The sequence below is a fragment of the Nocardia sp. NPDC049526 genome (genome assembly GCF_044465765.1).
Lineage (GTDB): Bacteria > Actinomycetota > Actinomycetes > Mycobacteriales > Mycobacteriaceae > Nocardia.
In genome coordinates this window covers 169,234-182,581 of record NZ_JBITMA010000004.1, presented here as the reverse complement: position 1 = coordinate 182,581, position 13,348 = coordinate 169,234, and the positions used below count along the sequence as shown (strand labels likewise).

The 13,348-nt window shown below is 66.4% G+C and carries 13 protein-coding genes; 11 read left to right on the top strand and 2 right to left on the bottom strand.

All coding sequences use genetic code 11. The annotated features are described in order from the left end of the window. The first annotated feature begins 77 nt into the window (after positions 1-77). Positions 78-1,172 (top strand): amidohydrolase family protein, encoded by a 1,095-nt coding sequence (locus tag ACIBW7_RS14490; protein ID WP_397046711.1) that lies wholly within the window; start codon positions 78-80, stop codon positions 1,170-1,172. Positions 1,173-1,300: 128 nt separating this feature from the next. Further along, a complete protein-coding gene (locus tag ACIBW7_RS14485) occupies positions 1,301-2,284 on the top strand; it encodes an LLM class F420-dependent oxidoreductase (RefSeq protein WP_397046710.1) in 984 nt (327 codons plus the stop codon). 342 nt (positions 2,285-2,626) lie between these two features. On the opposite strand, the gene ACIBW7_RS14480 is transcribed toward ACIBW7_RS14485, so the two are convergent. Then, a complete protein-coding gene (locus ACIBW7_RS14480; protein WP_397046709.1) occupies positions 2,627-2,794 on the bottom strand; it encodes a hypothetical protein in 168 nt (55 codons plus the stop codon). Between the two features lie 225 nt (positions 2,795-3,019). On the opposite strand from ACIBW7_RS14480, the gene rpsP reads away from it, so the two are divergent. From rpsP to ACIBW7_RS14455, 5 genes are all read left to right on the top strand, one after another. Next, the gene (gene rpsP / locus ACIBW7_RS14475; protein ID WP_397046708.1) at positions 3,020-3,454 is read left to right on the top strand and encodes a 30S ribosomal protein S16; all 435 of its coding nucleotides are present in this window, start codon (positions 3,020-3,022) and stop codon (positions 3,452-3,454) included. After that, positions 3,454-3,696, top strand: coding sequence for an RNA-binding protein (locus tag ACIBW7_RS14470; RefSeq protein ID WP_040693288.1), 243 nt, complete (start codon positions 3,454-3,456; stop codon positions 3,694-3,696). The genes rpsP and ACIBW7_RS14470 overlap by 1 nt, the downstream gene beginning before the upstream one ends. After that, positions 3,696-4,220, top strand: coding sequence for a ribosome maturation factor RimM (rimM, locus tag ACIBW7_RS14465; RefSeq protein ID WP_397046707.1), 525 nt, complete (start codon positions 3,696-3,698; stop codon positions 4,218-4,220). The genes ACIBW7_RS14470 and rimM overlap by 1 nt, the downstream gene beginning before the upstream one ends. Positions 4,221-4,254: 34 nt before the next feature. Then, positions 4,255-4,935, top strand: coding sequence for a tRNA (guanosine(37)-N1)-methyltransferase TrmD (gene trmD / locus ACIBW7_RS14460; RefSeq protein ID WP_397046706.1), 681 nt, complete (start codon positions 4,255-4,257; stop codon positions 4,933-4,935). 82 nt (positions 4,936-5,017) lie between these two features. Then, on the top strand, positions 5,018-5,284 hold the full coding sequence (locus ACIBW7_RS14455; RefSeq protein ID WP_397046705.1) for a hypothetical protein: 267 nt from the start codon (positions 5,018-5,020) through the stop codon (positions 5,282-5,284). A gap of 12 nt (positions 5,285-5,296) precedes the next feature. Here the strand turns inward: ACIBW7_RS14455 and ACIBW7_RS14450 are convergent, their stop codons facing one another. Further along, positions 5,297-6,151, bottom strand: coding sequence for a LuxR C-terminal-related transcriptional regulator (locus ACIBW7_RS14450; protein WP_397046704.1), 855 nt, complete (start codon positions 6,149-6,151; stop codon positions 5,297-5,299). A gap of 95 nt (positions 6,152-6,246) precedes the next feature. Here ACIBW7_RS14450 and ACIBW7_RS14445 point away from each other — a divergent pair, with 95 nt between their 5' ends. From ACIBW7_RS14445 to ACIBW7_RS14430, 4 genes are all read left to right on the top strand, one after another. Then, entirely contained in the window at positions 6,247-8,142 is a 1,896-nt protein-coding gene (locus ACIBW7_RS14445; protein WP_397046703.1) for an AMP-binding protein, read from the top strand. Further along, entirely contained in the window at positions 8,142-9,776 is a 1,635-nt protein-coding gene (locus ACIBW7_RS14440; RefSeq protein WP_397046702.1) for an AMP-binding protein, read from the top strand. The genes ACIBW7_RS14445 and ACIBW7_RS14440 overlap by 1 nt, the downstream gene beginning before the upstream one ends. A 191-nt stretch (positions 9,777-9,967) precedes the next feature. Continuing rightward, entirely contained in the window at positions 9,968-12,373 is a 2,406-nt protein-coding gene (locus tag ACIBW7_RS14435; RefSeq protein ID WP_397047072.1) for a Tex family protein, read from the top strand. Positions 12,374-12,403: 30 nt separating this feature from the next. Then, the gene (locus ACIBW7_RS14430) at positions 12,404-13,273 is read left to right on the top strand and encodes a hypothetical protein (RefSeq protein WP_397046701.1); all 870 of its coding nucleotides are present in this window, start codon (positions 12,404-12,406) and stop codon (positions 13,271-13,273) included. Positions 13,274-13,348 lie beyond the last annotated feature (75 nt).

Here is a 13,348-nt window from a genome sequence, read left to right as displayed (position 1 = left end):
TGCCGCGTGCGGGCGAGTGACCGTCAAAGGGCGTGGGCACTAGGTTGGACGGTGCCGACGATGTCGAGGAGGCTGCTGTGCATCTACGGGGTGTGGTTCTCCCTGACGACGAGGTGCGTGACCTGTGGGTACGGGACGGGCTGGTGTCGTTCGAGCCTGTCGCGGGGGCCGAAACACTGTGCGGCACAGGGTGGATCGTGCCCGGACTCGTCGATGCGCACTGTCATGTCGGGATCCGGTACGGCGGGGGCCACGAGGATCGCGAGGGCGCGATCGCCCAGGCCGAGACCGAGCGGGACGCGGGTGCGCTGCTGCTGCGCGATGCGGGGTCACCGATCGATACGCACTTCATCGATGAGCACGAGGAACTGCCGCGGATCATTCGTGCCGGCCGTCATATCGCCCGACCACGGCGGTATATCCGGGAACTCGGCATCGAACTCGACGATGAGCGCGATCTGCCGGAGATCGTCGCCGAACAGGCTCGGTTCGGCGACGGCTGGGTGAAGATCGTCGGCGACTGGATCGACCGGTCGGCGGGCGATCTGCGGCCGCTGTGGAGCGACTCGATCCTGAAGGAGGCGATCGATGCCGCGCACGTCAACGGTGCGCGGGTGACGGCGCACGTCTTCGGCGAGGACGCACTGCCCGGCCTGATCAATGCGGGCATCGACTGCCTCGAACACGGCACCGGCCTCACCGACGACACCATCGAGTTGATGGTCGAGCACGGCACCGCACTGGTCCCGACGCTGATCAATATCGACACCTTCCCCGAAATCGCCGACAGCGCAGGCAAATTCCCCATCTATGCCGCACATATGCGCGATCTGCACGCGCGCGTCCGCCGTACCGTCGCCAATGCGCACGATGCGGGCGTTCCGATCTTCGCGGGCACCGATGCGGGTGGCTCCATCCGGCACGGCCGCATTGCCGACGAAATCGCCGCCCTGTCCGGGGCGGGCCTTTCGAACCACGACGCCCTCGGCGCTGCCTCCTGGAACGCCCGCGCCTGGCTCGGCCGACCGGGCATCGAGGCCGGTGCGCCAGCGGATTTCGTTGTCTACCAGGAAGATCCGCGCATCAACCCGGCCGCCCTCACCGACCCCCAGTACGTCATCCTGCGCGGGCGCCTCGTCAAAACCCACAATCCGGTCACCGGCCACCGCTGACCCACCGCATCGCGCACAGGCTGTAGCTTGTGCGAGGTCGTCAGTCGGTGTGCGACAGACTCCCAGGTCAGCGGGTTGATGCGGCCAAGATCGGTAGGGCGGGGGCGGGGCGCGCGTAGGGTCGGGTTATGACCATTCGCCTCGGTTATCAGATGCCCAACTTCAGTTATGGCCAGCCCGTCAGCGAACTCTTTCCGACCGTGGTCGCGCAGGCCCGGGAGGCCGAAGCCGCCGGTTTCGACACGGTCTTCGTCATGGATCACTTCTACCAGCTGCCCGGTCTCGGTGAGCCGAGTGAGCCGATGCTCGAGGCCTACACCGCGCTGTCCGGAATCGCCGCGGCTACCGAACGAATTCAGTTGTCGGCGTTGGTGACCGGCAACACCTATCGCAATCCCGCACTGCTCGCCAAGACCGTCACCACCATGGATCTGGTGAGCGGCGGACGGGCGGTACTCGGCATCGGCGCCGGCTGGTTCGAGCTCGAACACCAGTCCTACGGCTTCGAATTCGGTACCTTCACCGAACGATTCCAGCGGCTCGACGAGGCGCTGCGGATCATTACCCCGATGCTGCGTGGTGAACACTCGACCTTCGACGGCAAGTGGTACCACACCGAGAACGCCATGAATGAGCCGCGGCTGCGCAATGACCTGCCCATTCTGCTCGGTGGGGGCGGCGAGAAGAAGACCTTCGCGCTGGCCGCCCGCTTCGCCGACCACATCAACATCATCTGCAACGCCTCCGAACTGCCGCGCAAGATCGAGGCACTGCGCCAGCGCTGTGCCGAAATCGACCGCGACCCGGAGACTTTGGAGGTCAGCTACCTCTGTTTCCTGATGATCGATGAAGACGGCGACCGCGCACGCAAACAACAGCAGGATCTATTGCGCGGCATCGGCGTCGACCTGTCCACAATCTCGGAGGACGAGCGCAAGCAGACCATCGCCGACCGCCAATTCGTCGGCAGCCCAGCCGAAGTCGCCGAGCAACTGCAGACCAGGGTGCTCGACCAGGGTGTGCAGGGTCTCATCGTCAATATGGTGACGAACGGCCACGAACCGGGCGCCGTGGATCTTGCCGGACGCACCCTCGCGCCGTTGGTCCGCTGAACTGGTTGCCCTGAGCGCCCATTCCTGGCCGAATTCCGCGAAATCGGGCTCCGGAATGGGCGCTCACGCCAAAGCCCGCCGCGAGCCTCGAGCCAGCTGGTAGCCGCGATATCAACCACGCCGGCTTCGCGCCCGAGGAGAAGCCGGCACGATTCTGGGGCTATCGGCTCGGTGAGAGCGGATACCGTCAGGAGATATACGTCGCGGCGGGCGAGACGGTCGTGGCCCCGGGACCCGTTCCGATCACAGCCGACACGGCGGATCTGCGCTGAGGTTCTGCTGACCGAGAGCCGTAACTTCCGCTCCGGCGTCGTGCCGCTGCGCTATCGAACTACGGAATCGTCAGGTGAGCAGGTTCGCGATCCCGCTGATCACGCCCCGAATTCCGCCGACAGCGGCCCGCGCGAGACCGGGTGCCAGCAATTCCATGGCCGCGTCACCGCCGATTTCGGTAGCGGTTTCGGCAACCTCACCCCGCCTGCGGCGACGGCGTCTCATGAAGATCCCCATGTTGTGATTATCCGAGCTGGGCGGCCGATCGTTTCCGGACGACGCGATTTCAGGAGCGGGGGACCGGTCTGGCAGAATGGACCACCGTCCTTCCTGGACAAGTGTCAGCCCGTCTCCGGTTACGTACCGCGCGGCGGTCACACACTCCAAGCGCAAAACCGGGCTCGCAGACCGTGCGGGTCGCTGAATTGCGCCGTGACCAACCACTGAAAGGCAGATCAGCACATGGCTGTTCGCATCAAGCTCACCCGTCTCGGCAAGATCCGCAACCCGCAGTACCGCGTGGTCATCGCCGATGCCCGCACCCGTCGTGACGGCCGCGCCATCGAGAACGTCGGCAAGTACCACCCGAAGGAAGAGCCCTCGCTGATCGAGATCAACTCCGAGCGCGTGCAGTACTGGCTGGGTGTCGGCGCGCAGCCGACCGAGGCCGTGCAGCGCCTGCTGGAGATCACCGGCGACTGGCAGAAGTTCAAGGGCCTGCCGGGCACCGAGGGCACCCTGAAGGTGAAGCCCGCGAAGCCGTCCAAGCTGGACCTGTTCAACGCCGCGCTGGCCGCCGCCGACAACGAGCCGGTCGCCGAGGCCGTCACCCCCAAGAAGAAGGCCGCCAAGAAGGACGGGGCCGCTGAGGCCGCCGAGACCGAGGCTGCCGAATAATGTCCGCCGTCGTCGCCGATGCCGTGGAACACCTGGTTCGCGGCATTGTCGCCAATCCGGATGACGTCCGGGTCGAGCTGATCACCGGCCGCCGCGGACGCACCGTCGAGGTGCACGTCAACCCCGATGATCTGGGCAAGGTGATCGGTCGCGGCGGTCGTACCGCGACCGCGCTGCGCACCCTCGTCGCCGGGATCGGCGGCCGGGGCATCCGGGTCGACGTGGTCGATACCGACGCTTGATGGAACTCGTCGTAGGCCGGGTCGCCAAATCGCACGGTGTGCGCGGCGAGCTGGTTGTCGAGGTACGCACCGACGATCCCGGCGCGCGTTTCGCACCCGGTGTGCGGCTGCGCGGGCGGGCGGCGCGATCCAAAGAAGTCCGTGAATTCACCGTGGAGTCGGCCCGAGAGCATTCGGGCCGGCTTCTCGTGCAACTCGTCGGGGTCTCCGACCGCACCGGCGCCGATGCGCTGCGCGGCACGCTGTTCGTCGTGGACAGTGCGGAGCTGCCGCCGTCGGAGGATCCGGACGAGTTCTACGACCACGAGTTGGAGGGACTGACCGTCCAACTCACCGACGGCACCGTTGTCGGCAAGGTCACCGAGGTGTTGCATTCGGCTGCGGGAGAACTGCTTTCGGTGCGCGCCGCCGACGACGGCAGGGAGATCCTGATCCCGTTCGTCACCGCGATCGTGCCGACGGTGTCGCTGGCCGATCAACTGGTCGTCATCGATCCGCCCGAGGGTCTGCTCGATCCGGAGTAGCGGATCGCCGATCCACCGGAATCTTAAGGACTGCATGAAACTCGATGTCGTCACGATTTTTCCGGAGTATCTGGAGCCGCTGCGAACGGCGTTGCTGGGCAAGGCCATCGACAAGGGCCTGATCTCCCTCGACGTGCACGATCTGCGTCGCTGGACGCATGACGTGCACAAGTCCGTCGATGATTCACCCTACGGCGGTGGGCCGGGCATGGTCATGAAGCCGACCGTCTGGGGCGATGCCCTCGACGAGGTATGCCCCGACGACGCCCTGCTCGTGGTGCCGACTCCCGCCGGAGTGCCCTTCACACAAGCCACCGCGCAACGCTGGGCGAGCGAGAAACACCTCGTATTCGCTTGCGGCCGTTACGAAGGCATCGATCAACGCGTCTTCGACGATGCCGCCCGCCGGGTCCGTGTCGAAGAGGTCAGCATCGGCGACTACGTCCTGATCGGTGGTGAAGCCGCAGTCCTCGTGATGGCCGAGGCCGTGGTCCGCCTACTCCCCGGTGTACTCGGCAATCAGCAATCCCACCAAGAGGATTCGTTCTCCGACGGACTGCTCGAGGGACCGAGCTATACGCGCCCCGTCTCCTGGCGCGGCCTCGAAGTGCCGCCGATTCTGCTGTCCGGTGATCACGCCAAGGTCGCCGCGTGGCGACGCGAACAGTCCCTTGCCCGCACGCGTGAACGGCGTCCGGATCTGCTTCACGACTGAAACCACAGACTCGACGCCCCATCGAATGTATCGTTGATTAACGGCACGTTAATCAACGGTGAACAACGGTAGGTGGCTAATGGTGACAGTGGCTCGGTTCGGGACGGTGCGTCGAGCGGTGGCCTCGACTCTCATCGGTGGCGCGATGATGGTCTTATCGGATCTGGTGGCGCCGGAACTCGTCGTAGTCAGAGTCGCCGCGGATCGGGATACGCATGATCCAGATGCCGGCCGGGGCGGCTACGGCGCAGGCCAGCGTGGCCGCAGCAGTAATCATGGGCAATACAAGGGCCGCAACGAGCGCCCATGCCAGTACACCCCCGAAGGGGTTTGCACCGGCGGCCGGTGATCAAGGCCCGAGTCAGGGCAGCAGGCCCAAGCGCCGAGCGGTGACAACGGCTTCGTGGCGGGAATGCGCGTCGAGTTTGGTCATCGCGTTGCGCAGATAGCTCTTGACCGTTTCCGGGCGGAGCGAAAGGCGTTGGGCGGCTTCGTGATTGGTGCAGCCGAGTGCGATCTGAGACAGCACGTCGAGTTCCCGTCGGGACAGGCGCGGGGCATCCGCGGGTGGGTCGCCCACCAGGACGCGAGTGAGGCGTTCACACACCGAGTGCAGGCGTTCGCGCAGGCGTTCGTCCTCGGCCGAGCGCGCCGCGCCGCGCAGTTCGGCATTGATCTCGCGGAGTTCCTCGGCGACGGCGGGCGCGGTCTCGGGCGCCGGAGTCGTCATTTCCAGCAGGCGCAGGCGACGGTCCACCTCATCGCGGATGGTGATTTCGGTGGCCAGGCGTCGGCTGGCCGCGACGACCAGATCGGCGGTGCGATCGCCGAGCGGTGTGCCGCCGCGGTTGGCGGCGTAGAGCACCGCGCGGGAGCGATCGTCGACCACCACGGGCACCGCGAGCACCGAGCGGATGCGTTCGCCGGAGACCGGACCGTCGTAGTGGTGGGTGATCTCGGCGGCATTGCGGTAGTCGGCGACCGAGGCGGGCCGGCGCATATCCATCACCCGGCCGCCCAGCCCGGAGGTGCGCAGCACGGTCAGTCCGCGTAGGCCATTGGTGACGGTGCCGACGAATTCGCTGAGCAGCAGCGCATCGTCGTGCACCTCCCCGCCGAAAACCACCGGCACGCCCGCCTTATTCGCCACCCAGCGGATCTCGGCGCGCAGCGCATCGCCGTCGCGCGGCCGCAGCAGCGCGGTGGTGTGGGTCAAAAGACTCACCCCTTTTCGGGGGTAGTGCCGAACGTGATGTGACCCACATCCTATTGGAGACGAGGTGGCCTGGATCACCGATGAGGAGAGGCGAGATGACCGCGGACCTGAACGCGCGCGTGCGCGAGCTACTGGAGACCTACGACGGACCCGACGTCAGCGCGGCGGATCTGCTGTGCGACCGGCACCCCGCCGACCGCATCGCGTTCACCGTCGTCGACCCCGGCCTGACCTCGACCGACCTCACCTACGGTGAGCTGCGCGAGCGCTCCCGGCGCTGCGCGGTCGCGCTCGCCGACCTCGGCGTCGAACCCGGCGACCGCGTAGCCACCCTGATGTCGAAATCCGCAGACCTGGTGGTCGCACTGCTGGGCATCTGGCGTCGCGGCGCGGTCCACGTCCCGCTCTTCACCGCCTTCGCCCCACCCGCCATCGCCTTCCGGCTCGAGGCGAGCGGCACGACGATCGTCATCGCAGACGCGGATCAGGCGGCCAAGTTGGCACCGGGCGACGATATCCCGGCCGATTCGCCGTGGCGCGTCATCATTGCCGGGGACAACCCGCTGGCCGCTGTGCCGACGGCTGCCGCCCAGGACAGCGACGGTGTGCGAACGGTCGGTGACGCGGCCGGTCGAGTAGGCGTCGAGGTACGGGACGATTCAGTGGTCGCTCGCGCGACTGTCGACGGGCTGGGGACGGGCGATCCGACAATCGCTGGATCCGCCGACGGGCCAGGGGCACCGGACGCGACCATCCCGGGGTCCGTGGTCGATGAGCCGGAGGTGAAGAGTACGTCGGTCGCAAAGCCTGCGGCCGAAGGGCCGGCGACCGGGCAGCTGCGGTTCGCGGATCTGCTTGCCGCGTACTCCGCCGACGACCCGCGCGCGGCCGCGGTGGTGGTCGGCGGGGATGGGCTGCTGGTGCAGCTGTTCACCAGCGGCACGACAGGCACTCCGAAGGGCGTCCCGATTCCGGTGCGGGCGCTCGCGGCATTCCACGCGTACCAGGAGTTTTCGCTGGACGTGCGCGCCGACGACGTCTATTGGAATGCGGCTGATCCGGGTTGGGCGTACGGGCTGTACTGGGCGATTCTGAGCCCGCTGGCCTCCGGTATCCGCAGCCTGCTGCTGCATACCGCCTTCTCCGCGCCGCTGACCTGGCAGGTGCTCGAACGGTTCGGTGTCACCAATTTCACGGCCGCGCCGACGGTCTATCGCGCGTTGCGTGCCGACAGTGCCGCTGCCCCAACGGATCTCCGGTTGCGGCGGGCCTCGTCGGCGGGCGAACCGCTGACCCCGGATGTGGTGACGTGGTCGGTCGAAACGCTCGGCGTCGCGGTTCGCGACCACTACGGGCAGACCGAGCACGGCATGCTCATCTGCAATTCCTGGCACGACGCGCTGCGGGTGGACGCACCCGCGGGCTCGATGGGCCGGACGATGCCCGGATGGCATTGCGCGGTGCTCGCGGACGACGCCGACGTCGAAGCTCCGGTCGGCGAACTGGGCCGAGTCGCCATCGATACCCAACGCAGTCCGCTGCTGTGGTTCCTCGGCTACCTCGACGCCCCGGAACGTAGCGCCCAGCGCTACACCGCCGACGGCCGCTGGTATCTGACCGGGGATGCCGGATCCCAGGATGCGGACGGATTCTTCCATTTCTCGGCCCGCGACGACGATGTGATCATCATGGCCGGCTATCGCATCGGCCCGTTCGAGGTCGAGAGCGTGCTGGTGCTGGACGAGCGGGTGGTCGAGGCCGCGGTGGTCGGCATGCCCGACGAATTGCGCGGTGAGGTGCTCGAGGCATTCGTGGTGCTGCGCAACGGTTTCGAAGGCAATACCGAACTCGAGGCCGAATTGCAGACCCTGGTGAAACGCAAGTTCGCCGCGCACGCGTATCCACGCAAGGTGCATTTCGTGGACGCCCTGCCCAAGACGCCCAGCGGCAAGGTGCAGCGGTTCATCCTGCGGCAGCAGGAGGTTCGGTGATGTCCGCACTGGCGAGTTACACATCCGGCACCGCGGAAACCCCGCTGCTCGGCGACACCATCGGCGATGACTTCGACCGCATGGCCGCCGCCTACGCGGACCGAGAAGCCCTGGTGGACTGTCCATCCGGTCGCCGCTGGCGCTATCGCGAACTCGCGGCCGCGATCGACGCACTTGCCACCGGATTTGCCGAACGCGGTATCGCCAAGGGCGACCGGGTCGGCATCTGGGCCCCGAACTGCGCGGAATGGTTTCTCACGCAGTATGCGACCGCGAAAATCGGTGCGATCCTGGTCAATATCAATCCGGCCTACCGCACCAGCGAACTGGAATATGTGCTGCGCCAAGCCGGTGTGCGCATGCTGATCGCCGCGCCGGAATTCAAGACCTCGAACTACGTCGCCATGATCGAGGAGGTCCGGCCGAATTGTCCTGGCCTGGAACAAGTGCTGGTACTCGGCACTCCCGAATGGGATGCGGTGGCCCGGTCCGAAATCGACGCCGAACGACTCGCGAAGATCGCCGCGACGTTGTCCATGGACGACCCGATAAATATCCAGTACACCTCCGGTACAACGGGTTTCCCTAAGGGAGCGACGTTGAGCCACCACAACATCCTCAACAACGGCTACTTCGTCGGCGAACTCTGCGGCTATACCGAACAGGACCGGATCTGCGTGCCGGTACCCTTTTACCATTGTTTCGGGATGGTGATGGGCAACCTGGCAAGCACCAGTCACGGTGCGGCCGTGGTGATTCCGGCACCCGCATTCGATCCGGTCGCAACCCTGGATGCCGTCGCCGCGGAGCGGTGCACCTCGCTCTACGGCGTACCGACGATGTTCATCGCCGTACTCGCGGAACTGGATTCGGGCAAACATGTCGACCTGTCCAGCCTGCGCACCGGCATCATGGCCGGATCGCCCTGCCCGGTCGAGGTGATGAAGCGGGTGATCGATCGCATGGGCATGAGCGAGGTGTGCATCTGCTACGGCATGACCGAAACCTCCCCGGTATCGACCCAGACCCGTCGCGACGACGGCATCGACCGCCGCACCGCGACCGTCGGCCGGGTCGGCCCACACCTGGAGGTCAAAATCGTCGACCCCGCAACAGGTTTGACCGTGCCGCGCGGCGAACCAGGCGAGCTGTGCACTCGTGGCTATTCGGTCATGCTCGGCTACTGGTCCGAACCCGAGAAGACCGCCGAGGCCATCGATACCGCCCGCTGGATGCACACCGGCGATATCGGCGTCATGGACGACGACGGGTATCTCGCGATCACCGGCCGGATCAAGGACATGGTGATCCGCGGCGGCGAGAACATCTACCCGCGCGAGATCGAGGAATTCCTCTACACCCACCCGGACATCCTCGATGCCCAGGTGATCGGCGTCCCCGATCCGAAATACGGTGAGGAGTTGATGGCTTGGGTCCGAATGAAGGACGGCACAACACCATTGGACGCAGACGCGATCCGCGCCTTCTGCAGTGGCAAGCTCGCCCATTACAAGATCCCGCGCTACGTGCACATCGTCGACGAGTTCCCGATGACGGTCACCGGCAAGATCCGCAAGGCCGAAATGCGTGAGTTGGCTACAGAACTGCTCGCATCTTCGGACCGCGACGACTGATGTCGTGAGCACATGGTAGCTCGTCGCCAAACTCTGCCAACAGCTCGACCGCCTTACCGCGACGATGGTCCGCGAGTTCTTCACGACCGGCAAAAGGCACGGGGAGGCGGGGGAGCATGCCGGTTTACCTGGGCGTGGGCCGTTTGTCAGGTGACAACGGTAGTGTCTCGGGCGTGACGACAGCGCCCGAGATCGCCAGTTCAGCGACGAACACCGACACGACCGCCGCCGCACCGGCCGCGACCACAGCTCTGGCCAGCGTGGGCTGGCGCATCGCCGATGAGCTCGGCGTGCGCGAGACCCAGGTCCGGGCCGCCGTCGAGCTGCTGGATGCGGGTTCGACGGTGCCCTTCATCGCGCGGTACCGAAAAGAGGTCACCGATGGCCTCGATGACGCCCAGCTCCGCCAGCTCGACGAGCGCCTGACCTACCTGCGCGAACTCGACGAGCGCCGCGGCGCGATCATCGAATCCATCAAGGGCCAGGGCAAACTCGACGACACGCTGCTCGGGCAGCTGATGACGGCCGAGACCAAGGCCCGCCTCGAGGACATCTATCTGCCGTACAAGCCGAAGCGGCGCACCAAGGCGCAGATCGCCCGCGAGGCCGGTCACGAGCCCGTCGCCGATGCGCTGATCGGCGATCCGACCACCGATCCCGCGCAGTACACCGCCGAACAGCTCGACGGCGCACGCGCCATTCTGGTCGAGCGTTTCGCGGAGGACGCCGACCTGGTCGGCGAGCTGCGCGAGCTGATGTGGAACCGCGGCCAGGTCAGCTCGAGCGTGCGGCCGGGCAAGGAGGAGGCAGGCGCGAAGTTCGCCGACTACTTCGAATTCAGCGAGCCGTTCGGCAAGCTGCCCTCGCACCGGATCCTCGCGCTGCTGCGCGGTGAGAAGGAAGAGATCCTGCAGCTGCAGCTCGAACCCGACACCGAGGAGTTGGAGCCGGGCGAGCGATCGATCTACGAGGGCCGCATCGCGGTGAAGTTCGATATCGCGGACCGCGGCCGGGCGGCCGACACCTGGCTGCTGGATACGGTGCGCTGGGCGTGGCGCACGAAACTGCAAGTGAGCCTTGGTATCGACACCCGCATGCGGCTGCGCCAGGCCGCCGAGAAGGATGCCGTCGACATCTTCGCCGCGAATCTGCGTGACCTGCTACTGGCCGCGCCCGCGGGTACCCGCACCACCATGGGCCTGGATCCGGGCTACCGCACCGGTGTGAAGGTCGCCGTCGTCGACGCCACCGGCAAGGTCGTCGCGACCGAGGTCATCTATCCGCACAAGCCGCAGGGGCAGACCGAGAAGTCGCTGGCCGTACTCGGCGCGCTGGTCGCCCGGTTCGGCGTCGAACTCATCGCCATCGGCAACGGCACCGCCTCGCGCGAGACCGATGCCCTTGCCGCTGAGCTGATTTCGCGGATTCCGGAGAACAAGCCGACCAAGATCGTGGTCTCCGAGGCGGGTGCGTCGGTGTATTCCGCATCGGCCTACGCCTCGCAGGAACTACCGGATATGGATGTCTCGCTGCGCGGTGCGGTATCCATCGCCCGTCGTCTGCAGGACCCGCTGGCCGAGCTGGTGAAGATCGACCCGAAGTCCATCGGCGTGGGTCAGTACCAGCACGATGTCTCCGAAACCCTGCTGGCGCGTTCGCTGGGCGCGGTGGTCGAGGATGCGGTGAACGCGGTCGGTGTCGATGTGAATACCGCATCGGTGCCGCTGCTGTCGCGGGTGTCCGGTATTGCCAATTCGATCGCCGAAAGCATTGTGTCGCATCGTGACCAGCACGGCCCGTTCCGCAGCCGCACCGCACTGCTCGACGTGCCGCGCCTGGGCCCCAAGGCCTTCGAACAGTGCGCGGGCTTCCTGCGCATCCGCGGCGGCGACGATCCGCTCGACACCTCCGCCGTGCACCCCGAGGCCTATCCGGTGGTGCGGCGCATCCTGGACTCGACCGGACGCGGCATGGCGGAACTGATCGGCAACACCACGGCATTGCGTTCGCTGCGGCCCGCCGAGTTCACCGATGAGAAGTTCGGAATCCCCACCGTCACCGACATCATCTCCGAACTCGAGAAGCCGGGTCGCGACCCGCGTCCGGAATTCAAGACCGCCGAATTCGCGGCGGGCGTGGAGAAGGTCGCGGACCTGCAGCCGGGCATGGTGCTCGAGGGCGTGGTCACCAATGTGGCCGCATTCGGTGCATTCGTCGATATCGGCGTGCACCAGGACGGACTCGTGCACGTCTCGGCCATGTCGCACAACTTCGTCAAGGATCCGCGCGAGGTCGTGAAGTCCGGCGATGTCGTCAAGGTGAAGGTGCTCGAGGTCGACGTCGCACGCCAGCGCATCGGGCTGTCGCTGCGGCTGGACGACGAGCCGGGTACGACGACCAAGGGCGACGGCGGCCGTGGCCAAGGCGGTCGCGGCGGGCAGGATCGCGGCGGACAACGGCAGAATGGACAGGGCAAGCAGCAGGGCCAGGGGCGACAGCAGAATCAGGGTCGCAACCAGGGCAACCAGCGGCGCAACGCCCCCGCACCGAGCGGTTCGATGGCGGATGCGCTGCGGCGGGCCGGTTTCGGGCAGTAGGGCGATACGAGCGGAGGTTTGTGGGCGGCCATGCGACGGTGGCTCGAAGACGATGTGATCGGGCACGGCCGCCTTCCGCTGCTGTGCTTCCTCCTCGGGTTCATCGTCGGCTTCCTGCTGATCCGGCTCAGCGTCCGGTTGATCCGCAAGCAGGTCCGCTGGTGGCCGGGCAATGTGCGCTCCGGCGGTGTGCACATCCACCACATGGTGTTCGGGGTCGTCCTGGTGCTGCTGTCCGGCATCGGGATGGTCACCATGTACCAGAGCGCCACCACACTCACCGCGAGCCTGCTCGCCGCCGCCTTCGGTGTCGGCGCGGCCCTGACCCTCGACGAATTCGCGCTGATCTTCTACCTGCGCGATGTGTACTGGGAGGAACAGGGCCGCACCTCGGTCGATGCGGTCTTCGTCGCGCTGGCGGTCACCGGACTGCTGCTGCTCGGATTCCACCCGCTGTGGTTATTGGACATCAACGACTTCCGCCGCGACCCCAGCACCGAAGTCCGCATCCTCATCGTCTGCTTCGCCGTGGTGAATCTGGGTCTGGCGGCAGTCGTCATCGCCAAGGGCAAGATCTGGACCGGTCTGTTCGGCATGTTCTTCCTGCCCCTACTCGTGGTCGGCGCATTCCGCCTGAGCAGACCGGGCGCACCATGGGCACGCTGGCGCTACCCAGGCAGGCGACGACTCATGTATCGGGCGATAGTTCGCGAACGCCGATACCGACGCCCGGTGATCCGCGCCAAGATCTTCGTACAAGATCTGGTCGCCGGAAAACCCGACGTCGTCCACGTCCGCGAGGCCGCGGAGGCCGAATTGGCCCGCACCGTCGTCCCCGCACCCCCCGCCCCCACCCATTGGCACCTGCCCTCAGTCTCCGACCACGCCCATCGCGACTGATCCTGCCCCACAGCGCCCCGCGCTCACGGGAATGCTCTGGTGCAGGATCGCTCTCGACGTTTGCCTGCACCATCG

Bases quoted from the DNA above. Each gene is read 5' to 3' on its own strand.
- ACIBW7_RS14485 (WP_397046710.1), top strand. From the start codon at position 1,301: ATGACCATTCGCCTCGGTTATCAGATGCCCAACTTCAGTTATGGCCAG.
- ACIBW7_RS14480 (WP_397046709.1), bottom strand. From the start codon at position 2,794: ATGGGGATCTTCATGAGACGCCGTCGCCGCAGGCGGGGTGAGGTTGCC.
- rpsP (WP_397046708.1), top strand. From the start codon at position 3,020: ATGGCTGTTCGCATCAAGCTCACCCGTCTCGGCAAGATCCGCAACCCG.
- ACIBW7_RS14470 (WP_040693288.1), top strand. From the start codon at position 3,454: ATGTCCGCCGTCGTCGCCGATGCCGTGGAACACCTGGTTCGCGGCATT.
- rimM (WP_397046707.1), top strand. From the start codon at position 3,696: ATGGAACTCGTCGTAGGCCGGGTCGCCAAATCGCACGGTGTGCGCGGC.
- trmD (WP_397046706.1), top strand. From the start codon at position 4,255: ATGAAACTCGATGTCGTCACGATTTTTCCGGAGTATCTGGAGCCGCTG.
- ACIBW7_RS14445 (WP_397046703.1), top strand. From the start codon at position 6,247: ATGACCGCGGACCTGAACGCGCGCGTGCGCGAGCTACTGGAGACCTAC.
- ACIBW7_RS14440 (WP_397046702.1), top strand. From the start codon at position 8,142: ATGTCCGCACTGGCGAGTTACACATCCGGCACCGCGGAAACCCCGCTG.
- ACIBW7_RS14430 (WP_397046701.1), top strand. From the start codon at position 12,404: ATGCGACGGTGGCTCGAAGACGATGTGATCGGGCACGGCCGCCTTCCG.